At 41.0% G+C, this 24,362-nt stretch carries 29 protein-coding genes; 15 read left to right on the forward strand and 14 right to left on the reverse strand.

From position 1 onward, the window contains the following. The first annotated feature begins 79 nt into the window (after window positions 1-79). Both MHH65_RS04825 and MHH65_RS04830 read left to right on the forward strand, forming a co-directional pair. On the forward strand, window positions 80-1,579 hold the full coding sequence (locus MHH65_RS04825; RefSeq protein ID WP_098676775.1) for a coproporphyrinogen III oxidase: 1,500 nt from the start codon (window positions 80-82) through the stop codon (window positions 1,577-1,579). A 75-nt stretch (window positions 1,580-1,654) separates the two neighbouring features. Continuing rightward, entirely contained in the window at window positions 1,655-2,929 is a 1,275-nt protein-coding gene (locus tag MHH65_RS04830) for a SidA/IucD/PvdA family monooxygenase (protein ID WP_098676776.1), read from the forward strand. 37 nt (window positions 2,930-2,966) lie between these two features. Here the strand turns inward: MHH65_RS04830 and MHH65_RS04835 are convergent, their stop codons facing one another. From MHH65_RS04835 to MHH65_RS04845, 3 genes are all read right to left on the reverse strand, one after another. Further along, complete coding sequence (locus tag MHH65_RS04835) at window positions 2,967-4,190, reverse strand: cation:proton antiporter (RefSeq protein WP_125587320.1); 1,224 nt, start codon at window positions 4,188-4,190, stop codon at window positions 2,967-2,969. Window positions 4,191-4,193: 3 nt separating this feature from the next. After that, window positions 4,194-4,691: a cation:proton antiporter regulatory subunit gene (locus tag MHH65_RS04840; protein ID WP_024425442.1), complete on the reverse strand. Its 498-nt coding sequence runs from the start codon at window positions 4,689-4,691 to the stop codon at window positions 4,194-4,196. 63 nt (window positions 4,692-4,754) lie between these two features. Continuing rightward, on the reverse strand, window positions 4,755-5,081 hold the full coding sequence (locus tag MHH65_RS04845) for a potassium:proton antiporter (protein ID WP_224426399.1): 327 nt from the start codon (window positions 5,079-5,081) through the stop codon (window positions 4,755-4,757). Between the two features lie 181 nt (window positions 5,082-5,262). Between MHH65_RS04845 and MHH65_RS04850 the strand changes: the two genes are divergently transcribed. Further along, a complete protein-coding gene (locus MHH65_RS04850) occupies window positions 5,263-6,036 on the forward strand; it encodes an enoyl-CoA hydratase (RefSeq protein ID WP_051149972.1) in 774 nt (257 codons plus the stop codon). Between the two features lie 31 nt (window positions 6,037-6,067). On the opposite strand, the gene MHH65_RS04855 is transcribed toward MHH65_RS04850, so the two are convergent. After that, window positions 6,068-6,256: a YhzD family protein gene (locus MHH65_RS04855; RefSeq protein ID WP_024425445.1), complete on the reverse strand. Its 189-nt coding sequence runs from the start codon at window positions 6,254-6,256 to the stop codon at window positions 6,068-6,070. Between the two features lie 172 nt (window positions 6,257-6,428). Between MHH65_RS04855 and MHH65_RS04860 the strand changes: the two genes are divergently transcribed. The 4 genes from MHH65_RS04860 to MHH65_RS04875 all read left to right on the forward strand — a co-directional run bounded on the left by MHH65_RS04860 (window position 6,429) and on the right by MHH65_RS04875 (window position 11,804). Continuing rightward, window positions 6,429-7,643, forward strand: coding sequence for a DNA repair exonuclease (locus MHH65_RS04860; RefSeq protein ID WP_024426569.1), 1,215 nt, complete (start codon window positions 6,429-6,431; stop codon window positions 7,641-7,643). 16 nt (window positions 7,644-7,659) lie between these two features. Beyond that, the gene (locus MHH65_RS04865) at window positions 7,660-10,446 is read left to right on the forward strand and encodes an AAA family ATPase (RefSeq protein ID WP_268413063.1); all 2,787 of its coding nucleotides are present in this window, start codon (window positions 7,660-7,662) and stop codon (window positions 10,444-10,446) included. 62 nt (window positions 10,447-10,508) lie between these two features. Continuing rightward, window positions 10,509-11,456, forward strand: coding sequence for a 3'-5' exoribonuclease YhaM (yhaM, locus tag MHH65_RS04870; protein WP_024425447.1), 948 nt, complete (start codon window positions 10,509-10,511; stop codon window positions 11,454-11,456). Window positions 11,457-11,573: 117 nt separating this feature from the next. Continuing rightward, window positions 11,574-11,804 carry a sporulation YhaL family protein gene (locus MHH65_RS04875; protein WP_024425448.1) on the forward strand — a complete coding sequence of 77 codons (231 nt, stop codon included), beginning with the start codon at window positions 11,574-11,576 and terminating at the stop codon, window positions 11,802-11,804. Window positions 11,805-11,857: 53 nt separating this feature from the next. Here the strand turns inward: MHH65_RS04875 and MHH65_RS04880 are convergent, their stop codons facing one another. Further along, complete coding sequence (locus MHH65_RS04880; RefSeq protein WP_098676779.1) at window positions 11,858-12,742, reverse strand: peptidylprolyl isomerase; 885 nt, start codon at window positions 12,740-12,742, stop codon at window positions 11,858-11,860. Window positions 12,743-12,903: 161 nt separating this feature from the next. Here MHH65_RS04880 and MHH65_RS04885 point away from each other — a divergent pair, with 161 nt between their 5' ends. Both MHH65_RS04885 and MHH65_RS04890 read left to right on the forward strand, forming a co-directional pair. After that, the gene (locus tag MHH65_RS04885) at window positions 12,904-12,990 is read left to right on the forward strand and encodes a YjcZ family sporulation protein (RefSeq protein WP_008361129.1); all 87 of its coding nucleotides are present in this window, start codon (window positions 12,904-12,906) and stop codon (window positions 12,988-12,990) included. Window positions 12,991-13,135: 145 nt separating this feature from the next. Next, window positions 13,136-13,225: a YjcZ family sporulation protein gene (locus MHH65_RS04890; protein ID WP_017360317.1), complete on the forward strand. Its 90-nt coding sequence runs from the start codon at window positions 13,136-13,138 to the stop codon at window positions 13,223-13,225. A 51-nt stretch (window positions 13,226-13,276) separates the two neighbouring features. Here MHH65_RS04890 and MHH65_RS04895 read toward each other — a convergent pair whose 3' ends face one another. Then, window positions 13,277-13,462, reverse strand: coding sequence for a hypothetical protein (locus MHH65_RS04895; protein ID WP_072368131.1), 186 nt, complete (start codon window positions 13,460-13,462; stop codon window positions 13,277-13,279). 82 nt (window positions 13,463-13,544) lie between these two features. Beyond that, a complete protein-coding gene (locus MHH65_RS04900; protein ID WP_024425450.1) occupies window positions 13,545-14,066 on the reverse strand; it encodes a DUF3267 domain-containing protein in 522 nt (173 codons plus the stop codon). A 232-nt stretch (window positions 14,067-14,298) separates the two neighbouring features. Between MHH65_RS04900 and MHH65_RS04905 the strand changes: the two genes are divergently transcribed. After that, window positions 14,299-14,643: a YhaI family protein gene (locus tag MHH65_RS04905; RefSeq protein ID WP_024425451.1), complete on the forward strand. Its 345-nt coding sequence runs from the start codon at window positions 14,299-14,301 to the stop codon at window positions 14,641-14,643. On the opposite strand, the gene MHH65_RS04910 is transcribed toward MHH65_RS04905, so the two are convergent. Together MHH65_RS04910 and MHH65_RS04915 are read right to left on the reverse strand one after the other, a co-directional pair. Beyond that, window positions 14,621-15,241 carry an HTH-type transcriptional regulator Hpr gene (locus MHH65_RS04910; protein WP_048238392.1) on the reverse strand — a complete coding sequence of 207 codons (621 nt, stop codon included), beginning with the start codon at window positions 15,239-15,241 and terminating at the stop codon, window positions 14,621-14,623. The genes MHH65_RS04905 and MHH65_RS04910 overlap by 23 nt on opposite strands. Window positions 15,242-15,428: 187 nt before the next feature. Further along, window positions 15,429-15,785 carry a YtxH domain-containing protein gene (locus MHH65_RS04915; RefSeq protein WP_024425453.1) on the reverse strand — a complete coding sequence of 119 codons (357 nt, stop codon included), beginning with the start codon at window positions 15,783-15,785 and terminating at the stop codon, window positions 15,429-15,431. A 128-nt stretch (window positions 15,786-15,913) separates the two neighbouring features. Here MHH65_RS04915 and MHH65_RS04920 point away from each other — a divergent pair, with 128 nt between their 5' ends. Beyond that, entirely contained in the window at window positions 15,914-16,105 is a 192-nt protein-coding gene (locus tag MHH65_RS04920; protein ID WP_024425454.1) for a hypothetical protein, read from the forward strand. A gap of 253 nt (window positions 16,106-16,358) precedes the next feature. On the opposite strand, the gene MHH65_RS04925 is transcribed toward MHH65_RS04920, so the two are convergent. From MHH65_RS04925 to MHH65_RS04935, 3 genes are all read right to left on the reverse strand, one after another. Continuing rightward, window positions 16,359-16,877: a tryptophan transporter gene (locus MHH65_RS04925; RefSeq protein WP_024425455.1), complete on the reverse strand. Its 519-nt coding sequence runs from the start codon at window positions 16,875-16,877 to the stop codon at window positions 16,359-16,361. 127 nt (window positions 16,878-17,004) lie between these two features. Continuing rightward, entirely contained in the window at window positions 17,005-18,084 is a 1,080-nt protein-coding gene (serC, locus tag MHH65_RS04930; RefSeq protein WP_024426564.1) for a 3-phosphoserine/phosphohydroxythreonine transaminase, read from the reverse strand. 159 nt (window positions 18,085-18,243) lie between these two features. Further along, window positions 18,244-18,672: an HIT family protein gene (locus MHH65_RS04935; RefSeq protein WP_024425457.1), complete on the reverse strand. Its 429-nt coding sequence runs from the start codon at window positions 18,670-18,672 to the stop codon at window positions 18,244-18,246. A 486-nt stretch (window positions 18,673-19,158) separates the two neighbouring features. Between MHH65_RS04935 and MHH65_RS04940 the strand changes: the two genes are divergently transcribed. Genes MHH65_RS04940 through MHH65_RS04950 form a run of 3 tightly spaced genes read left to right on the forward strand, consistent with a single transcriptional unit; the run spans window position 19,159 to window position 21,865 of the window. Beyond that, complete coding sequence (locus MHH65_RS04940; RefSeq protein WP_024426563.1) at window positions 19,159-19,899, forward strand: ABC transporter ATP-binding protein; 741 nt, start codon at window positions 19,159-19,161, stop codon at window positions 19,897-19,899. After that, window positions 19,892-21,112, forward strand: coding sequence for an ABC transporter permease (locus tag MHH65_RS04945; RefSeq protein WP_024426562.1), 1,221 nt, complete (start codon window positions 19,892-19,894; stop codon window positions 21,110-21,112). The genes MHH65_RS04940 and MHH65_RS04945 overlap by 8 nt, the downstream gene beginning before the upstream one ends. A 45-nt stretch (window positions 21,113-21,157) precedes the next feature. Continuing rightward, a complete protein-coding gene (locus MHH65_RS04950) occupies window positions 21,158-21,865 on the forward strand; it encodes an EcsC family protein (RefSeq protein ID WP_024426561.1) in 708 nt (235 codons plus the stop codon). Window positions 21,866-22,095: 230 nt separating this feature from the next. Here the strand turns inward: MHH65_RS04950 and MHH65_RS04955 are convergent, their stop codons facing one another. Continuing rightward, the gene (locus MHH65_RS04955; RefSeq protein ID WP_024426560.1) at window positions 22,096-23,283 is read right to left on the reverse strand and encodes a M20 family metallopeptidase; all 1,188 of its coding nucleotides are present in this window, start codon (window positions 23,281-23,283) and stop codon (window positions 22,096-22,098) included. 148 nt (window positions 23,284-23,431) lie between these two features. Here MHH65_RS04955 and MHH65_RS04960 point away from each other — a divergent pair, with 148 nt between their 5' ends. Beyond that, window positions 23,432-23,719 carry a hypothetical protein gene (locus MHH65_RS04960; RefSeq protein WP_225315487.1) on the forward strand — a complete coding sequence of 96 codons (288 nt, stop codon included), beginning with the start codon at window positions 23,432-23,434 and terminating at the stop codon, window positions 23,717-23,719. A gap of 65 nt (window positions 23,720-23,784) precedes the next feature. Here the strand turns inward: MHH65_RS04960 and MHH65_RS04965 are convergent, their stop codons facing one another. Beyond that, window positions 23,785-24,270, reverse strand: coding sequence for an antibiotic biosynthesis monooxygenase (locus MHH65_RS04965; RefSeq protein ID WP_024426559.1), 486 nt, complete (start codon window positions 24,268-24,270; stop codon window positions 23,785-23,787). Window positions 24,271-24,362 lie beyond the last annotated feature (92 nt).

A 24,362-nucleotide genomic window follows, 5' to 3' on the forward strand; every position in this document is an offset into this window, starting at 1 on the left:
GGCCTTCGTCTGTTCCCTTCATTGCTTTTCCTACATAAATTTTGTAAAATGAAACAAGTTTGAAGATAAAGGTGATATGATGCGAATTTTAATTAAAGGGCTGTCAGATGAACGATTTCATCGCCCGCTTGTCAATATAGCCAATTTATTTGAAGAAGATAGTGAAGTGATGTTTGAACCAAGTGAACTGGATGATGGTTTGATCATGGAATTTAGCTGGAAGGAAGAAAATGGCATGGTGGAAGCATCTGGTCATATCGATGGATCAGACATCACCAGTCGTTTTTCGCGGAATGTCCCAGAGAGCTTGAACGATAAGGAGCGCTGGAAACAAATCAAAAACACAGTGCTGTCTGTTTATTTACACTTGCTTCAGGAGCACACAGGAATGACACAAAAGTGGGGGATTCTCACAGGAATACGTCCGACGAAATTGCTCCATAAGATGCTGAGAGAAGGCATATCAAAGGAAGATGCACATGAGGCATTAAAGCGTGATTACTTGATTCATGATGAAAAAATCAATTTGATGCAGGAGATTGTCGATCGTCAGCTTAAAGCCATTCCAGATCTGTATGACCTTCAGCAGGAAGTGAGTATTTATATTGGCATTCCTTTCTGCCCCACAAAATGTGCTTATTGCACGTTCCCTGCTTACGCCATTAAAGGACAAGCTGGCAGAGTGGGAACGTTTTTGTTTGGTCTGCATTATGAAATGCAAAAAATGGGCGCATGGCTTAAAGAACATGGAATCAAAGTGACGACTGTATACTTTGGCGGAGGCACGCCAACGAGCATCACAGCGGAAGAAATGGATTTGCTGTATGAAGAAATGTATCGCTCGTTCCCAGATGTGAAGCATATACGGGAAGTGACTGTCGAAGCAGGGCGTCCTGATACGATTTCGCCTGATAAGCTAGAGGTGCTAAACCGCTACAATATTGACCGGATTAGCATTAACCCGCAATCGTATGAGAATGAAACACTAAAGGCTATTGGCCGGCATCATAGTGTGGAAGAAACGATTGAAAAGTATCACTTATCAAGACAGTACGGCATGAATAATATCAATATGGACTTAATCATTGGATTGCCGGGAGAAGGGCTCAAAGAATTTCAGCACTCCTTGCAGCAGACTGAAGAGCTCAAGCCTGAATCTTTAACCGTGCATACACTCTCCTTTAAAAGAGCATCTGAAATGACGCGCAATAAGGAGAAATACCAAGTAGCAGACCGAGAAGAAATCACACGTATGATGGATGAAGCGGTCTCTTGGACGAAAGCACATCAATATCACCCGTATTATTTATATAGACAAAAAAATATTTTGGGAAATCTCGAAAATGTCGGGTATTCATTAGATGGACAGGAAAGTTTGTATAATATCATTATCATGGAAGAAGTACAGACAATCATTGGCATTGGGTGCGGTGCAGCGAGTAAATTTATTGATCCACGGACAGGAAAAATTACGCAGTATGCCAATCCAAAAGATCCAAAATCGTATAATGACCGGTATGAACACTATACAGAAGAGAAAATTCAGTTCCTTGAATCATTATTTGTTTCTCACGTTTAAACACTGCGATGACGCAGTGTTTTTTTCATTTGTAAAAGGGTATATAAGTGATAAAAAGTTAAAGCAGGTGTACATATGATAGATGTGATCGGAATTGGGATTGGGCCCGCCAATTTAGGATTGGCCGCTTTGTTAGAGGAGTATGAGGATGTCTCATGCTGTTTTTTTGAACAAGAGTCTGAGTTTGCTTGGCATCCTGGTATGCTGATCAAAGGAACGGATTTGCAAGTTTCCTTTTTAGCAGACCTTGTCACAATGGCGAATCCAAGGAGCAGGTATACATTTTTAAATTATTTACATGAATCAAATAGACTTCACCGGTTCTATACATTTGAACAGTTTGATATCCCGCGGAGAGAATTCAATGAGTATTTATCATGGGTGGCAGGGGAATTAGACAGCTGTCAGTTCGGGATGAAGGTAGAAGAAGTGATGGACTGTCAAGATGGCTACCTTGTGAAAGTCAGACGGCTGAACGATGGATCGCTTTCTGAGTATCGTGCAAAGCATGTCGTGTTAGGCACAGGAAGCAAACCAATGATTCCAGTCGATGTGCCTGAAGCAGCATACTCATATGTGACCCATAGCAGCCGTTATTTAGATCAGCAGAAAGCACTTCACGAAGCTGAGTCGGTGGCGGTAATCGGCTCAGGGCAGAGTGCAGCTGAAATTTTCTTAGACCTGCTTCAGCATCAAAAGAAAGGACAGCAGCTTTCATGGTTTACACGTTCTAGTGAATTTAGAGAGCTGGAGACGGCAGAGCTTGGCCAAGAACTTTTTACACCAAAGTATGTCGAGTATTTTCATTCGCTTCCTTATGAAGAACGTATGAACACATTGCCTAGGCTGACAGGATTAAGAAATGGCATCGATGCATCAACGCTTTCGCGCATTTATCAGGAGCTGTATCATCGCTCTGTTTCAGGTGAAGAGCCATCTGTGCTCATTCAGCCAATGACCGAGCTTGAAGCGATTCAAAGAGGAGAGCATCAGCCTTTGGAGCTGCATCTCAAACAGTGGCAGCTGAAGAAAGAAAAAAGCATAACTGTAAATCATGCTGTATTGGCTACAGGATACACACCAAATATTCCTGAATGGTTTAGTGCATATGAACCTTTGATTGAATGGGAAAGTGAAGAGCATTTTAAAGTGACAGACGACTTCAGGCTTGTGTTCAAAGACAAGCGTTCAAATCATTTCTTTACATTCACGAATCTTGATCATTCTCATGGAACAGCGGCAACCAATTTGAAACTATCGATTTACCGCAACCAGAAAGTCATTCGAACCATTCGCGGGGTCGAGGAAGCGCCAGTCAAGCAAGAAACTGCATTTCAGCAATTTGAATAAGACATAAAAAAGGGCCTAAGCATAGGGCCCTTTTTCATTAGATCGTCGTTTCTTTTTTTACTTTTGGTTTTTCAGGTTTCCATTTGAACATTTTGTTTAGGATTTGATAGATTTTCTTAGATTCTTTCGTTACGAGCGGTCCTAAGATCGCAAGGATTAAGACATACAATGCAGCAAAGGGCTTCAAAGTAGCGGCAAGTCCGCCGGCGATGCCAAGCTCGGCAACAATGATTGAAAACTCTCCTCTCGATACGATGGTTAATCCAATATTAGAAGAGGCTTTATAAGAAAATCCAGCTCTCCGTCCAGCGAACATTCCGGCAGTGAAGTTCCCAATTAAGGTAAGAATCACAGCGCCGATCGCAAGCCAGAAGGCATCACCCAATGTAAACGGATCGATACTGAGACCAAAGCTGAAAAAGAACATCGCTCCAAAGAAATCTCTAAACGGAACCACGAGATGCTCGATGCGGTCTGAGTGCTCTGTTTCTGAGAAAACAAGACCAAGTAAGAGAGCTCCAATAGCCTCTGCTACATGAATTGTTTCTGAAAAACCAGCGACAAAGAACAAAGCGGCAAAAATCACAATGATAAACACTTCGTTCGAACGGATATCAAACAACTTATTTAATAGTTTTGGCAGCTTCCGCGCAATGATAAAGAAAAGCATCATATAACCAAAAGCGATTAAAATCGATAATAAGGCACCGCCAACAGTAGTGGCATCTCCAAGGACAAGACCTGATACGACAGATAAATATACGGCAAGGAAAATATCCTCAAACATAATAATCCCTAGAATTAACTCTGTTTCAGGATTTGCCGTCCGTTTCAAATCGACAAGGACCTTGGCCACAATGGCGCTGGATGAAATGGTGATCACACCTGCCATAATGAGAATCTCAAGGAATCCAAACCCTGTGATAAAACCGTAGAGCAGTCCTAAGCTGAAGTTGATCAAAATATAAATAGATCCGCCGACTGCAATAGATTTACCCGATTTAATGAGTTTTCCGACAGAGAACTCAAGTCCAAGATAGAAAAGAAGGAACAGGACGCCCATTCTGCCAAAAAACGAAATGATCTCCGTGCTTTCGATAAATTTCAAATCAATGATCCCGATAGTTGGAGCATGCGGCCCAACAATCATTCCGAGGACAATGAGAAAAGGGATGATAGAAAATTTAATTTTATTGGCGATTAAGCTGGCGATGGCGATAAGAATTAGCGCCGTCCCAACTTCAAAGACTAAATGATCCATTCATCACTCTCCCCCTCTAGAAAGAAAATCACGTACCAATCGTTTCAAGTGTTTTCTTTCGCCCGAAATGACCATCGTATCATTTGCTTGAATAATCGAATCGGCACCAGGGTTGAGTAATTTTTCATTTGTATGTTTAATGATCGCAATCACGGTGACTTCATAATTTTGTCTCACATCTAAATCACCGAGTGTATGTCCAACCGCTTTTGCACCTTTTTCCACTTTAAACCATTCAATGATCAAGTCGTTGAAGGCCATTTCAATGGTTTCTAGTGCCTGCGGTTTATACACCATACCGCCGATAATAGCAGCGATTTGCCGGGATTCAGCATCATCGAGTGAAATGGTAGACAGCACTTCATCTGGATCATCATCGTCAAAACGATAAATTTCCCGTCTGCCATCATCATGAATCACAATCGTCATCTTTTCTCTATTTCTCGTTTCAATTTCAAATTTCTTTCCGATCCCAGGAAGATCATTTTCTTTAATGTTCATTTTATCCCTCCGAATTTGATAGTCTGTGTTTTTATATAGTAAATGCGGATGAAATAAAATGAATCAGTAGAGGTAATTAGATTGATACATAACGGGGATCGCACACTTCATTTCCAAAAAACATAGATCAATGGACAATGCAGCTGATGGGGCAGGCTTTGGCAGAAAAGTCTTGGCATCCATCATTGATAATCTGTCTTTCAACAGAATGGATGAAGCGTGTTTTTTTGAAAACGAAGGTGTCTTCACAGCATTGATTTCTTCATCATAAATGGATGGAGAAATCAGGCTAGGTGTGCTCGCTTCTGCCTGTGAAGCAAAAACGACATTTGAAAAAGGAGAAAACATGACGATGAAGCTAACCAATATCATGATGGAACATCTGATCAATCATCCTCCTCCTTTCAAATTTATTTTCTTTCTTTTTTTACTATATAAAAATATATTTCTTGTTTCAATCATTATGCTTATTTTAGTATCAATTGATCTTGAAATTTTTTGTTTAGAGAAAAAGGTTTTACATGATGGAAATGGAAGTAAGTTATGAGCTTTTAAAAGAAGAGGGGGATGGATGATGACATATATCAATTGTCAGTTAGACGGGGATATTTTTGAAATCGTTTTCAATAGGCCTGAAGCTTATAATTCTTTTCATGTGGACATGTTTGCTGAATTCAAAGAAGCATGTGATGCAGCGGAGGAAAGCAGTGCAAAAGTCGTTGTCATCAAGGGAGCAGGAAAAGGATTTTCAGCAGGCGGAGATATTGGGATGATGCTCAAGCAGGAAAGTGAAGAAGATTTTCATCGTGTGATGGATTTGATCGAGGGAATTACACTTTCTCTAGCTGGTATGAAAAAAGTGACGATTGCGCTTGTCCACGGGTCAGCAGCAGGCCTCGCCTTTAGCTTTGCTCTAAGCTGTGACTACTTGTTTATGCATCAGGATGCAAAACTTGCCATGAATTTTAATGGAGTAGGATTAATTCCAGATGGCGGGGGGCATTTTTTCCTCACAAAAAGAGTGAGTGAGCAAACCGCTAAACAATTGATTTGGAGCGGACAAAAGCTGCCGGCTGAAGAAGCGTTAAAGCTGCGCCTTGCAGACGGGGTGTTTCAGGATGAGGTCGATACGTACCAAAAAGTGTGTGTGAAGCCATTTATGAACATGCCGCTTCAAGCCTTTATCGAAACAAAGATGATCTATTTCCAGCAGTCAGAATCAAAGCTCTTAGCCGCTCTTCAAAAAGAGAGAGCAGCACAGGCAAGACTGAGAAAAAGTCATGATCACAAGGAAGGTATACAGGCCTTTTTAGAAAAAAGACGTCCTGTCTTTCAAAAAGCATAAATGAACATGAGGCCGGCGAAAGCCGGCTTTTTTAACGTTCAAATAAAAGCAGCTTGCCTGCTTGATCAACGAGTCGATGAGAATGCTTTGTGTATTGCTGTTCCATTAAGCGATGGCGTCCTAATTCCTTTGCTTTCTTGTCACTATCCGCTGTGATTTTTTCATTTAATAAAGTCTCACCCGACCGGTCAAATACGGTTAAAAAGTATGTCTTCTCCATTCCTCATCTTCCTTTCCTCTGTTTTTTAATGTAATTAAACATGGAATAAGACAAAACCTCTTTTTTAGCCCTTAAAAATGTGTTTTTTAGATTGAGAGTGATAGAACGTGCATTCGTAAAAATGGCATGATAAAATATGGACAATGACAGTATCGGACAAGGAGATAGACGTTTGACTAAGCTCACCTTTATTCATGCCGCAGATTTACATTTAGACAGTCCATTTGCAGGAATGTCGACTATACCTAATTCTATATTTAAGCGGCTCAAAGAAAGTACATTTCAAAGTGCTAAGAACATCTTTGATCTCGCCATTGCGCGGGCGGTAGACTTTGTGCTGCTGAGCGGAGATTTATTTGATGAATCCAATCGCAGCTTAAAAGCACAGCTGTTTTTAAGAAATCAGTTTGTAAGACTGCAAACGCACGGGATTGAAGTCTTTATTATTTATGGGAATCATGATCATTTAGGCGGGGAATGGACACCGATTGAGTGGCCCGAGAATGTACATGTCTTTTCGAGCAGTACACCAAGTGAGATCTCCTATTATCGAGGGGAGCAGCTTGTCGCGAGTATTTATGGGTTTAGCTACAAAGAGCGGGCTGTCTATGAAAATATGACATCTCATTATGTCAAAACAACAGATGCTGCCTATCACATTGCAATGCTTCACGGCACATTAGCCGGACAAGAAGGACATGATGCATATGCCCCATTTCAGCTTCAGCAGCTCCTAACGAGGGATTTCAATTATTGGGCGCTTGGACATATACATAAAAGAGCCCTTCTGCATGAAGATCCATATATTATTTACCCTGGTAATGTGCAGGGCAGACATATAAAAGAAACGGGAGAAAAAGGCTGTTACTTGATTCACCTCTCCGAAGATTCTCAGGCAGCGGATTTTATCAGCTGTGCAGATATCATCTTTGAGAAACTGGCCATAGACATCACAGAAACGGTTCATATGACGGATCTTGTCACACTAGTGGAAGGCAAAATCAATGAGCTGAAAGAGGAAGGCGTTCCTCATTTTGTGAGAATTGAATTGACAGGTGATGCACCTTCTTACTTTGAGCATACGCAGCTTGAGGTCCTCGAAGAGCTGTTGACTGTTTTTCATGAGCAGGAGGAAGATGAAGACGTGTTCGTTTGGGTGATGTCAATTGACTGCCGAACAAATGAGGATGTGATCTATCCAGAGGATTCTTTTTTGAAGGAACTAACGGCAGAAATTGCACAGTTTGAGTCATATGAAGAGCTGCTTTTACCGATCAAGCGTCACCCAATCTACAGGAAGTCAGGAAAAGCGCTCACAAAAGAGGATGAATTGGATATAAAAGAAGAAGCACAAAGGCTGCTGACGGAACAGCTGAAGCAATTATGAGAAAAGGAGAGGTATGATGAAAATACGTTCACTCCATATAGCGAATTTCGGGAAATTTTCAAATCGAACCTTTCACTTTTCTGATGACGGTTTTCAGCTAGTTTACGGCCTGAATGAATCGGGGAAAACGACATTGAAGGCGTTTATTGAGTCGATGTTATTTGGTTTTTCAAAAAACAAGATAGACAAGCCGAAACAAGGATCTTTCTATGGCGGCTCCCTCACTTGCTTAGATGAGGAGTTAGGTGTCATTCACATTGAGAGATCGTCCGATCGAGGCGGTCAAGCACAGGTGCTTTTACCGAATGGTGAAGTGAAAGATGAAGCATTTCTACGAACTCTTTTAAAGGGAACAGATCGCAGATTATTCCAATCAATCTATTCATTTGATGTGTTTGGACTGCAAAATGTCCAAGCCTTAAACGAAGATCAAATCGGTGAATTTCTCCTTTTCTCAAGTTTATTTGGCTCAGATGCTGCCTCTAAGATGGATAGCAGGCTGCTTAAGCAGCAGGAGCAGCTGTTTAAACCAAATGGACGCAAGCCGGAATTAAACCAGCAGCTTGATCGTTTAAAAGAGCTGGCTGCCCAGCTGAAACAAGCTAGATTGGCAGAAGGCCGTTATACAGAGAAAAAACGGGAGCATTCTGAATTAATAGAGAATATCGCAGCGCTTCAAAAGGAAATGAAGCACACAGAAGAACAAATTCAGCAGTTAAACGAACACATTCGACTTTATCCCATGATAGAGAAGAAGATGGAGTTAAAAAAAGAATTAGCCCGTTATCCAGAACGAGTCAAACGCTTTAGAGCAGAAACAGAGCATGAATTGGATAAATTAGAATCACACCTTCACCCGAAAAAGGCTCAAATGACTGCACTAAAGCAAAAATTAGATCATTTGCAAACCTCGCTGGCACAAGTTCAACCGCTTTATGACAAGGATACATTACTGGAGATGAAGCGTGTCGTTGATGAATCTTCTCATGCTGAACGTGTCAAAAACCGCTTAGCTGAATGTAAAGCAGAACGTGATTCATTGAAACAAAAAATGGACGAAGCCGCAGCGAAGCTAAAGTGGCAGCGTTCAGTCAAGCTTGATCAGATTGACGACTCCCTTGAATTTGAGTGGGAATTAAAGGAGGCTGTCAGCCAATACGTTCGTTTAATGGACAGAAAGGCACAGCTGGATGACCGGTTTGATCATGCAAGACATGAGCTGGAAGAAGCGGAAACCGCTTTAAAAGGATTAAAGGAACAGCAGGCCAAATCGCACAGTACAGTGGAAGCTGGGGAAACAAGAACAAAAGAGAAACAGGTTCATTCCCGGGCGTGGTTATTTCCTGTGATGGTGATATTTGATGCTGCATTTCTGCTTGTCCTTTTCTTATTAACAGAGTGGTGGGTTACTTTCTTATTTGCAGGGTTTTCTGTTTTTGTCTTCTTTGCTATTTACCCATTTTTGAAATCGGCACAGGTGAAACAGGGAAGCGGCGGGGGAGCATTCGATTCCTTCCAAGTACAGGCAGCTTCAGCTGAAACGCTTGTGAGGCAGAAGGAGCTTTTGTACGAAAGGATCATTCGGCAATATGAAGACTGGGAGCAGGAGCTGGAACCTGTCCAGCAGCAAGTAGAGGAAAAGAAAAGACAGCTGGGCTTGTCCTCAGAGCTTTCTTTCCTAGTAGAAGCCTTTCTTATTCTGAAGCAATTAAAAACGGATACAGCGGAATATGAGGAACTTAGCCGGGAAATAGACGAGCTTGCCGGCCAGCAATCCAATTATGAGCACAGGGTGGAAGCGTTAAGCAGTCTTCTGCAACGAAAGGAAGGCACCATCCAAGAGAACATCTCGGCCTTTCAAGAGATTTTGAAAGATGAGGCGAAAAGAGAAAAAGAACGTCAGACATTGGATGTATCGATTCAACATGTGAAACAGCAGATCACGGCACTAGAAGGGGAAATTGACTATTACGAAAAACAAATGGACGCGCTTTTTCGTCAAGTAGAGGCAGAGTCCAAAAAAGATTACCAAATTCTTTCCCATCTATCGAAAGAATATCGGGAACGGCTTTCCCATTTGCAGCAGCTGAATCAAGAGCTGCATAGAAGCGGCTGCTTTGATGAGGAAGAATCGATTGTTCGTAAAGGAATGCGTCTTCTTGAAGAAGAGTGTGCGGAAGCAAAGCAGCACCTGAATAACATACAATCGAATGCGGCGAATATGGAAAAACTTCTGGCAGAACGAGCAGTGGAAATCCGGCAAATAGAAGCTTCAGGTACGGTGTCTGATTTGACCCATCAGCTTTCAGCTGAGCAGGAGCATGCAAAGTATCTTGCGAAAAAATGGGCGGCGATTCAGCTTGTTCGCTCCGTCATTCGAGAAAAATTGAATGAACATAAAGAAAAAAGGCTGCCAGCACTGCTGCAAACAGCCTCCCGCTTTATTCAGCCGTTAACGAATGATCGATATGAAGCCATTTTATTTTCACCCGAGGATGACCGGCTGATCGTGAAAAGGATGGACGGACGAATATTCCGCCCAGAGGAGCTCTCACAAGCAACCTGTGAACAAGTCTATCTGGCCATTCGTTTTGCACTCGCCTTGTCTCATCAGCATGAATGTCAGCTTCCGTTTATGATGGATGACAGCTTCGTTCATTTTGATCATGTTCGTCTAGGAAGAGTACTGGAGTTGATGAATGAACTCACGCGTTTTGAAACACAGCTGTTTTATTTTACCTGTCATCAGCATATGACGCAGGCAGCAGAAGATGGACAGATTACGAGTTTAGCAGTTGAATGATTGACAAATAATGACTTATGTTATACTTATATGAGCAGAAACATGGAAGGAGCTTTTATTGAATGGCTAAAGGGATCATGACCTATGATGTCGGCGAACAAGTTGACCTGCATTTATTAATTAAATCATCTACTAAAGGGATTGCAAGTAATGGCAAACCATTTTTAACGCTCATTCTTCAAGATCAAAGTGGAGATATTGAGGCGAAACTATGGGATGCAAAGCAGAATGATGAAATCACCTACGGCCCGCAAACCATCGTGAAGGTAGTAGGCGACATTCATCATTATCGCGGGAGGAATCAGCTGAAGCTTAGGAATATACGCCCTGTTGCTGAAAACGAGCAAATTCGAATTGATGACTTTCTCGAAACAGCTCCTATTCCAAAACACGATATGATGGATACGATTATGCAATATATTTTTGATATGAAAAACCCTAATATTCAGCGTGTTACAAGGCATTTGCTGAAGAAATATGGACAGGAATTTGCTGATTATCCAGCAGCGACAAAAAATCATCACGAATTTGTCTCTGGACTCGCCTACCACGTTGTGTCTATGCTGCATTTAGCAAAATCAATTGTTGACCTATATCCATCACTAGATCGAGATCTTTTATATTCAGGCATCATTCTTCATGATTTAGGGAAAGTCAAAGAGCTTTCGGGTCCAGTCTCCACGACATATACTGTGGAAGGGAATTTAATTGGCCACATTTCCATTATGGTGACAGAAATTGCGAAAGCTGCGGAAGAGCTTAGCATTGATTCAGAGGAAATTCTCATTTTACAGCACTTGGTCCTGAGTCATCACGGAAAAGGAGAATGGGGCAGCCCGAAACCACCAATGGTGAAAGAAGCTGAAATTCTCCACTATATTGATAATTTAGATGCGAAAATGAACATGATGGATCGTGCGCTTGAGCATGTGAAACCAGGAGAATATACAGAACGTATTTTTGCACTTGAGAATCGTTCGTTTTATAAACCAACCTTCCATCACGAATAATCATGTCAAAACGTCCGTTTATGCGGGCGTTTTTTTTCATAACTTGTCTTCTTTTCGCATAAGCATGTAACACAAAGGAAGAGAGGAATGTCCTTAAGAAAAGGAGGCGATGAAAAAATGTTGTTTTTTCCGTGGTGGGTGTATGCATGTATTATCGGCATTATTTTCTGTGCGTATAAATTAATGACAACAGCCAAAGAGGAGCAAGAAATTGATCAATCCTTTATTGAAAAGGAAGGAGAAATTTTTATCGAGCGAATGGAACAGGAAAGAGAGCGCAGACGCCAGAATCAGCAGGTGAAAAGATCACAGGATACTGCGGCACATGAAGATCATTCAATTGCTTAATCTCGTCATACAAAAACCCCTCTGCACGATTACGGCAGAGGGTTTTTTTGTGATTACTGGTTCTGTTGTGTCTGCTGATTTTGTGCAGGCTGTTCAGATTTTTCTTTGAACGTTTTTTGAAGCTCTTTATCTTTTACTTTCACATCAGCATCTTTTACTAATTTGTTTAAGATGTTTTGGATTTCATTTGTGTCTGCTTGTTTTTGGTCAAGCAGTTCTTTTTTCAAGTCTGCTTTCATGTCATCATATTTACCGCGTTCTTCAGTCTTTTTAATGATATGGTAGCCGAATTGGGATTTTACTGGCTTGCTGATTTCATTTACTTTTAGTTTGAAAGCAGCTTTGCTGAAGTTCTCGTCCATTTGGCCTTCTTTTGCGAACCAGCCTACATCTCCGCCTTGTGCTGCTGAAGCAGTATCAGTTGAATATTCAGAGACAAGGGAATCCCATTTTTCACCTTTATCTAATTTCTTTTCCACTTCGTCAGCTGTTTTCTTATCAGCTACTAAAATGTGGCTTGCACGGATTTTTCCTTTAAGGTCATCGTAATACGATTTTACTTCTTTATCAGTGATTTTGATGTTAGCTTTGGCAGCCTTTTGAGTCAGCAGCTCATATTTCACTTGATCTTTGATGTAATCTTTACCGAATTCATCTTGAAGCTGTTTTAAACGATCTTCACCAAGTGTCTTTTTATATTCTTCCAATTTCTTATCAATTTCTTTATCAGATACTTTGTATTTGTCAGCAAGAACCTTTTGTTGAACAAGTAGGTTTAGAGCATCTCCACCTGCTTGTTTCTTAAGAGTTGTATAAAGTTCTCCTTTTGTGACATCTCCTGATTTCGTTGTGGCGATCACATCTTTATCACCGCTACTGCATGCGCCAAGAGTTAAAACACTTACTGCTGTTACAGCTGCTAAAGCTATTTTTTTCATTCAAAAAACACTCCTAATCTTTCCAATTTATTTATCATTGCTTGTATCATAACATATTGTGACACGCTGTAAAAAGAAATGCAAATGGAAGGGCATTCGTCTAGTCAAAAAATTGCGCGCGACATACACATATAGTGATCACAAAAAGGAGGCTGAATTATATGGGAGCAGGATATTCTAATGGGTTTGCTTTATTGGTCGTGCTATTCATTTTGCTGATCATCGTTGGTGCAGCATATCTTTACTAATTAAATCGCTGTGACAGAAGGGAGCCGTCCTGCCGTGCGTGAGGGCGGTTCTTTTTTCAAACGATGACAGGTGCCTAAACGTTTTTTATTTTTCTGCATACACTGAGCTTAGAACAGAGGAAGAACTGGCAGGAGGTGTTTTCACATGGGAGGAGAAGTCTTTGCTGGCGGTTTTGCACTAGTCGTCGTATTATTCATTTTATTGATCATCATCGGTGCATCTTGGATTTGCTAATTCACATATACACAAAAAGCTGCCCTCAAACTGGCAGCTTTTGCTTTGATCTTAAATGGAAATGGTAATTTCAACAAATGATGAGATAAGTAAGATCAGTATCGATACATTGATAAAGCGAAACACCTTATCTTGCCGTTCTTCAGGAATCTCTCTGACAAGGCATAATGTATTAGTAAGCCTGTTTATTGAATACACAATAAACGCGGCAAAGACGATGAAGTAAAATAAAACTATCGGAGATCCCCCCTCTCTATGCTATTCCCATACTACATTACCAAATTTTTTATGAAAAAGATAGAAGTTGGCTTTAAAAACCTCATGATGAGGAAGTTTGGTCAACTAAAATATCAAACTCGTCTTGAGCTTGATCGATGATGCAGGATTTAGGTGCTTTGAGCAGCTTCCATGCAAATAAAAAGTCAGGCAAACAATAGCCTGCATGTATACTTGCGATGATGATAAAATAGTGTGCGTACATAGGAAACGCCACGCCTAACACAAAATAAACCGGTGAGATGACACAAAACGGGCTGAGAAGTGAAAAAAGCATCACTTTCTTAGGCACGCGCTGCCAGCAATTTCGTTTCATCAATAGCGTCATTTTTTTCTTATTTTTCATCACTGGGATCAAGTGAACCACACGGTGGACAAGCAATGTCACAAGTAAGAGCACGGCAAAAAGCGGTGCGTTATGGCTGCTTAGCCTCGTTTCAGGATGAGTCAGTTGAAAACATAAAAATGCCATAATGAAAAAAAGGATAGCAAGACTTATGGCAGAAATCATCATTCTCGTATAACCATAATCCTTTTCAAGATTAATGGTCTTCCAACAATTCATTTTTCATCCTTCCAATCTAAAAATCGAATTGAATATCTCAAGATAATTTACTCTTCCTGAGGATAAAAATCAATGGTTTTGATGAAAAAAAATAAAATGGTGCCTTCATATGGAATAAAGAGAGGAAACTTTGGATTTTTCAAGAAAAAAGAACTGAAGGGGGAGGTTCGTCTCTTTCGTCAATGAGTATTTTCGGCTAAAATAGAAGGACTAAGAGAAAGAGGGAACGTACATGAGTATTGAGGAACGAATGAGCCAGCTTGAATATTATATGGAACTTTTATTGACGGCAGCCGATATGAGCCGCTATCCATATTATGCGTTATTGATCAGGCAGCGTGTGTCGAAAGAAGAGGCAGAGGAAATTGAGCGTATTTGTGCTGAGCTTACAGAGGAAATGGATAAGCAAAAAGCACAAGGCTACGTCATGTTTGACGATCTCCTTGCGCTCTTTGCGGGACAGTTAATTGAAAAGCTGGATGTTCATGAGACGATATTTGCTTTGCACGATCAAGGGCTGTTTCAGCCGCTAATGAATGAATTTATAAAGATCATTAAACAATTTGATTTGTTTTAGCTGCTTTTTCTGCTGCCTCTGCTGAGTCTTCAAGTTCCTCAGACTTTTTCGTGACTTTTCCTCGCTCATTCAAAAAGTCCTTCTCAATGTTTGAAAACGATTTCTCAAAAATCTCCATGAAATCCTCACCATAAATGTTTCGAATGATACACATCATTTCTAAAATCTCAGGGAACTTTCCGTAAATGTCATGAAGCGGCTGTGCGCCTTTGACAATACCAGTTCGGGCCGGGTCATAATCTTCGAGTAGTTTATGGAATGTCTCTTCGCCTTTTGGCGTTAGCTCAATATACGTATTGCGCTTATCGTTTAACTTTTTAGAAAATTTTAAAAATCCTCGTTCCTCCAGTTTCTTAGAGAAGTTAAACGCCGTTGATACATGCATGACGCCAAACTTTGCAATTTCTGATATTGAAGCTCCTTTTAATTGATACGCAATCCACAAAATATGATGTTCATTGATATTTAGGTTATACGGTTTGATCCACTGCTGCCAGTCCTTTTCAATGGATTTCCAAAGAGCTTTGCTCAATTGGGCCATTCTTTGACTGAATAAAAGTGCTTCTTTTACATCGAAAGGCTGTTCCGAATGATTCATCCATTTCACCTACTTCTCTTTTTCTTGTAATTCTATTATGCCAATAAAATAAAGATTAATAAAGCTGAAAATTCAAGAATTTTTAAAAGTCATGAAAAACATTGACAAAATAACCTTTTTTCAACAAAAAAAGTGCAGGATACGCACCCCGCACACTTTTGTAAACGAATATTTTTTTGTGAGTATATTAGTTTTGTAAGGTTTTCTCCAGTTGTTTGAGCTTTTCCTCAATTTCCTGAATTTCCTTTTGTAAGTCCTGCTGATGAGGTTTGATTTCTTCGCGCCATTGCTGAATCGATGTTTGCAATTCAGACCCGACTTCTTTAATTACCTCTGCGCTTTCTTTTGCTGTTTCCACAATTTGCTCTTTTAAAGCTTGTCCATCTCTTTTTAATTTTGTCAGCGTATCTTCGAATTTGTCATAGCCGTCTTTCACTTTTCCGCGCACATCTCTGCCAGAAGAGGGAGTCGTCAGGAGCACTGCCGCACCTCCGAGGAGACCGCCTACAAATAATCCTGTTAATAAAGAACGTCCACTAGCCATTCAAATCACCTCTAGTCAAATTTTACACATTCGCATGTTCTCTCTGAGCTGACGATCAGCTTCATTGAACTTCCATACATAGCTTGCTTTATTTTAGCATACTTTTGAAGAAAAGGGAGGGGAGAAGGTTGTCTGTCTTTCTGTTCGTTTTTATGTGTATCGTCATCGTTTTTACAGGTGGTTCTATTCATTATGCAAGACAGCTTGGGTATGCAGGGTCTTATCCGCCAAAACATGTTTTAAAGCAAAAAGCACTTGTGTGTGCGGCTGGTGCAGGAATTTCGCTCCTCATTTTGCTGCTGACCCTTTTTCTTTTATAAAAGCATGAAAAAAACCTCTTCATCTATCATGAAGAGGTTCCAGCGTGTAGACAAACCCTCGCATTCTTTGTCAGTCCTGCGTGCTGGTGCTCACGAATATCAAATTCGCTCCGCGCCAGTACTCGTCCTTCCTAGACTTCAAAGGTTTTCTATCACGCTGAAAAGAAGACAAAGGGCTAAAATCAAGATCATTTTAGCCCTTTGTCAACAATCTGAAACCTCTTCATCTATCATGAAGAGGTTCGGTTATTCGTTAAGCAACTTCTATCATTCTTGCACGTCTCAGAATGGACTGAGCAATTGGGAAGACAAATACCATAGCGATGGTATTAATCACGGCTGCTGGCAGGACAACACCCACAAGAAGTGCCGGTAATGCAGCTGGCAGTCCAGTGATCAGTAAAGCGGCAGATAAGAAAATCACGCCGGATACGATGGTTCCAATCGCAGTTAATACAGCGGTCAGCACGACTTTGTTCTTTATCTTCAAGCAAGATAAGAAAAGGGCTAAGAAGATAAAGGCTGTCACTGGCTTATCAATCATATTCGGAATTTGTCCGCCTGGGAATCCCGTTGTTAATGCAGAAATGACACCAGTCACTAGCGCAATCACGACAACATGCTGTACCTTTGGGAAAAGGATGATGCTTAAAAACATCATGACAAGCATCATATCAGGTTTCATTCCGAAAAAGATGGGCGGGAAAATCGTATGCAAGACAGCTCCCATTGCTGCAAGCAATGACATAATCACTAATTCTTTTGTTTTCATTTCTATGCTCTCCTCTGCTAAGCTCTTATAGGACTCTCCAATAATATGGCTCATCATTTATTGCAAGAGTCATGACTTTATATTTCTCGTTATTATAACAAATTTATTTCTCTATAGAAAAGCCTTTTTACTCATTTTCTTGCTGGAACTTTTTCATAAAGTCCGCAAGCTTTTGGCAGTCTTCAATTGAGACCGCATTGTAAATAGATGCTCTGCATCCACCGACAGAACGGTGGCCGGCAAGTCCAACCATTTGCTCTTGCTTTGCTTTTTCCACAAAGGAAGAAGTAAGTGCATCATCGCGAAGAGTAAAGGTGACATTCATATGTGAACGGCTGTCAGCGCGCGCATGCCCTTGATAAAAACCGCCGCTTTGATCAATGGTATCATAGAGAATGCCTGCTTTTTGTTCATTGCGTTTTTCCGCTGCTTCTACACCGCCAGCTTGTTTGACATGCTCAAGGACAAGTGACAGCATATAAATCGCAAAAGTCGGTGGTGTATGATAAAGAGAGTTAGCTTTTGCATGTGTTGAATATTTTAATATTTTCGGCGTGCTGCTTTTCTCTTTCTCTAATAAACGTTTGCGTGCAATCACAATCGTGATACCTGAAGGCCCTAGGTTTTTTTGTGCCCCAGCATAGATGAGATCAAATGAAGAAACGTCTATTTTTTTGCTGAGAATATCACTGGACATATCCGCAATGAGCGGGAGTGACGTGTTCGGGAACGTTTTCCACTGAGTGCCGAAGATCGTATTGTTCGATGTGATGTGCAAGTAAGCACCATCTGTTAAACCAGAAGTATCTACTTCTGGAATATACGAGTAGTTGTCATCTTCACTTGAAGCAAGCACAGATGTCTGACCAAACCCTTTTGCTTCTGACAATGCTTTTTCTGACCAAGCGCCTGTTTGAATGAAATGAGCTGTTTCGCCTTCATGTAAGAAGTTCATAGGAATCATCGCAAATTGAAGACTAGCTCCGCCTTGTAAAAAGAGGACTTCATAATCTTCTGGAATGTGCATCAGTTCCCCCAAAAGCGCTTTTGCTTTATTGTGGACTTCTTCATATTCACCGCTGCGATGAGAAAGCTCCATCACAGACATCCCAGTTTGTTTAAAATCAACAAGTTCTTCCTGTGCTTTTTGAAGAACTTCTAGCGGCAGTGCCGCCGGACCAGCATTAAAATTCGTCGTTCGCTTCATCACAATCTCTCCCTATTTCTCGCGTTAATGGATCAAAAGATAAAACCATCTTATCACAAATTTGAAGCATTTGGACAAAAAATTTGAATCGTTCAAAATATCTTACTATTAGGAGATGGAAGCGAGGAAAAGGGGCAAAAATAAGAAAAACCTCATCTGTTAAGATGAGGTAAGCCGCGTGTGGATGGCAGAAGAAATGTCTTTTAAATCCTCTGACGTGTATTGATCTTGGTGTGATTTCCATACGGCACCAAAGCCATCGCCTTTTCCGTAGCGCGGAATGATATGCATATGGTAATGGAACACCGATTGACCGGCTTTTTCACCGTTGTTGTTCAGGAGGTTTAACCCAATTGGTTCAAACTCCTGTTTGATCGCCCTTGCAATTTTCGGAATCGCTTGGAAGTAGTGGTTAGACACTTCTGGTGTCATCTCATAGATGTTTTCTTTATGTATTTTCGGGATTACAAGGGTATGTCCTTTTGTTACTTGGCTGATATCAAGAAAAGCCAATACATGCTCGTCTTCATATACTTTTGCACATGGAATGTCTCCATCAATGATCTTGCAAAAAATGCAGTCGCTCACGCCATGTCACTCCTCACTATTTTTCCTTTATCGTATCATAAAAAGAAGCAAAAAAGAAAACAGGACAAGCGAACTCCTTTGGTCGCTCATCCTGCTCCTGCAGAAGAAATGCTGATGCTTTCATTCGAATGCCTTTTGAATTCTCTATTTACTGAAATAAAGAATTCATGTGCCTGCTATTTCTGCCGTAAACACCTCATTTGACGTTTTGGTTTGTCGAATACATATTGTATAGGACACAAAAATCAAGAATCAGTGAAGCAAAACAGAAGCTAAGGTTTTTAGATGAAAAACCAACTTGTCATGCGGTTCTTTGCCTTTAACAAACACCTCATTTACTTATTGGTCATCAAGTTCATTTCTTCTACATACATTATGATGACCAAAGCGCCTATTTTTTATTCATGACTCGTCTATAGGTAAACATTTCAAATTATCATTCGTTTTTGTTACTATAAAGGAAAAAAGAAAGAAAGGAACGAATTCATGTCCCTTCTCACTGTAAAAGATGTAACGGGCGGATATACGAAGAATCCCGTTCTAAAAAATATTTCATTTGAATTAGAAAGAAATCAAATCGTCGGTCTCATTGGCTTAAACGGGGCGGGGAAAAGTACAACCATCCGCCATATTATCGGGCTCATGAAACCGCATAAAGGTGTCATTGAATTGAATGGACGAACTCTTCAAGACGACCAAGAGGCGTATCGTTCACAATTTACATTTATTCCTGAAACACCTGTTTTATATGAAGAATTAACGTTAAAAGAGCATTTAGAGCTGACAGCGATGGCTTACGGTCTATCAAAGGAACAATTAGACGAACGCCTGCCATCATTGCTGAAAGAATTTCGAATGGAGAAAAGGCTGAAATGGTTCCCTGCTCATTTTTCAAAAGGAATGAAGCAGAAGGTCATGATTATGTGTGCATTCCTTGTGGAACCAGAGCTGTATATCATCGATGAACCGTTTTTAGGGCTTGATCCGCTTGCAATCAATGCACTGCTTGAACGGATGAATGCAGCGAAGAAAAGCGGCGCTAGTGTCCTGATGTCAACGCATATTTTAGCGACAGCTGAGCGCTATTGTGATTCCTTCATTATTTTGCACGAAGGGGAAATCAGAGCGAAAGGAACACTGGCAGAGCTGAGAGAACAGTTCGATATGAGAGATGCGACACTCGATGATCTTTATTTGGAATTAACAAAGGAAGAAAGCTATGAGTAAAACAACGCTTACTATTTGGAAATCAAGATTAGAGGAACACATACAAGAAACAAGAAAATACTTAAAATACATGTTCAACGATCATCTTGTCATTGTGCTCATTTTTTTCCTTGCAGGCGGAGCAAGCTGGTACAGCAGCTGGCTCAAACATATTCCAGCTCACTTCCCATCCTACTGGGTGATGGCAGTTGTTTTCTCATTGGTACTTACAAGCTCATACGTACGTACGTTGATTAAAGAAGCCGATCTCGTGTTTTTGCTTCCTTTGGAAGGGAAGATGGAGCCTTACTTAAAACAAGCGTTTAACTTTAGCTTCATTTCTCAGCTGTTTCCTCTCATTGCTGTATCCATTGTCGCGCTTCCGCTTTATTCGGCGGTGTCTTCAGGAGGCATCACGGAGTATGTGCTGATATTGGCGCAAATGATCTTAATAAAGGGTCTGAATACAGCCATTCAATGGAGAATGACTTATTTTCAAGGAAAACACGTGAGATGGCTCGATGCAGCCCTTCGTTTTCTATTAAATATGATGTTGATCTACACCATCTTACAGGCAGCCTATGTGATTGCAATCGTTTTTTATCTTATCTACGGTGTCTATCTCGTCTACTTAACAAATGCAGTGAAAAAACAGCCCTTTCAATGGGAACTGCATATTTCTGATGAATTAAAACGGAAGCAGCGCTTTTATCGTTTGGCAAACTTATTTACAGATGTGCCTCACTTAAAGAAACAGGTGAAAAGAAGAGCATACATGGACTGGATGTTGAAGTTTGTTCCTTACGATCAGCGTAAAACTTTTTCTTATATGTATGTGAGGGCGTTTGTACGCTCAAATGACTATTTTGGTCTGGTGTTTAGATTAACGGCCGTGTTTGTCCTGATTATTTTGTATACAGGTGCAGCAGGCTGGGTGGGTGCGTTACTAGTCTTGTTCACAGTATTTATCACAGGTGTACAGCTTGTGCCGTTAACGAAGCACTTTGCTCATCTTTCATTACAGGCACTTTATCCAGTTTCTCAAAAAGAAAAGGATCGAAGCTTTTTTGTTCTCGTCCGTAATGTGCTCATCATCCAATCGATATTGCTGAGCTGTGCGGTACTTCCAGCAGGAGGCTGGCAGGGAAGCGGACTTGCCCTTCTCATTTCTGTAGCGTTTGTGCTTGTCCTCTTTAAGCCTTACGTACAAAGCAGGTTAAAAAAGATGAGATAAGTGGAGATTACAGCGAGCGTATGATGACATCAAGGAGGGGACCGGATGAATGCAGCTGAACGGAAGTTGTATGAAGAAGCCATTCTTTTTCAAACACGTTTTTTAAGAAAACCTTCAAAGATCGAACGGTTTTCAAAAGGAGTTCAGCAGCAGGTGAACCGCCGAATTCCTGCCAGGTTTCATCAAGTCATCACAAGTGCAGTCAAAACAATGGTTGAATCCACCGTATCAGGATCACACTTTACTTCATTTTCAGTGATTGATGAACAATTATCTATTGTAGAACGAAATGAACTGGCAAAGGATAAAGTGAAGTATTACCAAAAGGCGGCTGCTATCGAAGGGGTTGGAACAGGTGCAGGCGGTTTATTCCTCGGAATGGCAGACTTTCCGCTGCTGCTGAGCATAAAGATGAAATGCCTTTATGAGCTGGCGTGTATTTATGGCTTTGATTTATCTCAAAAGGAGGAAAGACTCTTTTTGCTCTGTATATTTCAACTCGCCTTTTCCAGCAGTGCACATCGTCAAAAAATGATGAAAATCATAGATGATTGGGAAACGAGCCGCGAGGAAATGGATTGGTACAGCTTTCAGCAGGAGTATCGAGATTATATTGATCTTGTAAAGCTGTTTCAATTAATGCCGGTCGTCGGAGCCGCTGTTGGCGGGGTGGCAAATCATCAGCTGACAGGACAGCTCGGAGAGGTTGCACGCCATGTGTTTCACTTGCGAATATTGAAAGAAATGAAATAGAAAAACCGCTGATAACAGCGGCTTCAGATTGTTGACAAAGGGCTAAAATAATCTTTATTTTAGCCCTTTGTCTTCTTTTCAGCACAGCGTGATAGAAAACCTTTGCAGTCTAGGAAGGACGAGCAGCGGAGCGGAGCGAATTTGACATTCGTGAGCACCGGAGCGCAGACCTGACACCGAATGCGAGGGTTTGTCTACACGCTGAAACCGCTGATGACAGCGGCTTTTTTTTATTCATTGTAGGAAAGAACGGCGTTAGCGAGAACCTTTGCTGCGATAGGCATTGCTTTTTCGTTGATATCAAACTTTGGATGATGATGTGGATAGACGTCTTTGCTGTTTTCCGGCATGGCGCCTGTGTAGAAGAAGGTACCAGGGACATGCTGAAGGTAGTAAGCAAAGTCTTCTCCGCCCATTTGGGTTTCCGCTTCTTTTACTTCTGTGACACCTTCTGTCTGGTTTGCGATGCCAGCAATATACTCAGTCGGCTTTGGATGGTTTTTGACAGCAGGGTATCCTCTTACGTATTCATATGTGTAGGCAGCATCATGCATCTGGCATACCCCTTTTACCACCTGTTCAATTTCTCGTTCGATGATATGCCGTGCACTTTCTTCAAAGGATCGTGCAGTACCCGTTAAAACAGCTGAATCTGCAATAACGTTAAAGGCATTCTCTGCTACAAAACCTCCAACAGAAACAACAGCAGAATCAATTGGATTGACTTTACGTGCAACGACTTGCTGCAGGTTTGCGACGATTTGTGAACCGATGAGTACGGCATCTTTTGTTAAATGAGGCTGGGCGCCATGTCCGCCTTTCCCTTGGACTTGAATGGAGAAACGATCGGCCGCTGCCATAAAGTTCCCGCTTTTATAAAGAATCGTGCCACAAGGCTCTGAAGACCAAAGGTGCGTACCAAATATCACATCGACCCCGTCTAAACAGCCGTCTTCAATCATTGGTTTTGCACCGCCGGGAGCATATTCTTCTGCATGCTGATGAATGAGGACGATCTTGCCTTTTAATTGATCACGATGCGTATGCAAGACTTTTGCTAATACAAGAAGTGTCGCAGTATGCCCATCGTGACCGCACGCATGCATCACACCAGGCTTTGTTGATTTGTAAGGTACATCTTTTTCATCGTGGATGGGAAGTGCATCAAAATCAGCTCTGAGGGCAATGGTTGGTCCCGGAGAAGCTCCTTCAATAAAAGCGAGTACGCCATGACCGCCCACCTTGGTGCGCGTAGGTATTTGTAATGTATCATAGTAGCTGGCGATGAAAGCGGCTGTTTCTTCTTCCTGAAAAGAAAGTTCAGGATTCATATGGAGATGGCGTCTAATTTCAACCATTTCCTCATAATGTTCATCAAGACGTTCATTGATGCTTTTTTGTAAAGTGGATATTGTCATTGAATCGAAAACCTCCTTCATGCTCTTTTACTGATTGTATGGTAATTGTTAGAATCTTTCAACAGAAGAGGATTTCGTGGTCAGTATCCAAAGGTCATTTTACATAAAAGTCGAAGTTGATATGAAGCAGGGAAAGGGAGGAGTAGCGTTGGGAAGCTGTCCAAATTGTTCAAAAACATTTTCTTTCGTCGAAAAATTTCATTTATCACATACGAAAATGATGATGTGTCCAAGCTGCCGGCATCAAATCAAAGAAACCTTTGTCTCAAAAATGAGTTTTTTTATGATCTGCTTGATTCCACTATTGGTGCTGCTGATTCAATTGAAAGGTGCTTCACCTATGTTGAAGTGGCCGGTCTTATTAGGGTGGATATTGCTGAATTTCTATGTGCTTCAGCCGATCATTCATCGGTACGAGCTGAAATCAAGTTCATAAAATGAAGAGCCCAGGCGACTGGGCTTTTTTTGATGAAAAAAAGAAGTGCTGAGAGCAGCACTTCCTTAATTGTCTGTGACGGCATGGTAGGATGTGAGGTAAGCTGGACGAGAGAAAATGGAGCCTGTATCTTCGTGTGGCTGAAAGAATGCTTCTGATTCTTGAAAGTCTTGAAATAAGTCCTCTGATTCCCAAAGTGTCAAAATCAAATAAACTTCTTCATCTTTTTTAGGTCTTAAAACGCGAATAGCCTGGAAGCCGCGCTGATGTTCTGAGATGTTCGTCTTTTTCTGAAAGGTGGATTCAAACAGTGCTCTGCTTTCAAGCTTAACAGGGATATGATTCAAGGTGACGAAACCAGATTGGACAAGCTCGCCTTTCGCATAAATCACATCATAGGCATGAGGGGCTTTAAATACAGTCTCACCCTCCGTTTCATGAAAAAGAGCTGCTTGTTCTTTTCCGACCATATAAAGCAGATTTTCCAGATGGTGTTTCTTTGCGATTTTATGCAAAAAATCTGCTGTTCCATATGTAATATAGAAATTCATCTAAACCGCCTCCTGCTTGATAGTATAACAAAAGAATGATATATAATTCTTTGGCAGTCAATCCATAAAACATATTATGAAGCAATACATCC

The sequence above is a fragment of the Bacillus sp. FSL L8-0654 genome, from assembly GCF_038629965.1.
In the GTDB taxonomy this organism is placed as follows: Bacteria; Bacillota; Bacilli; order Bacillales; family Bacillaceae; genus Bacillus; species Bacillus safensis.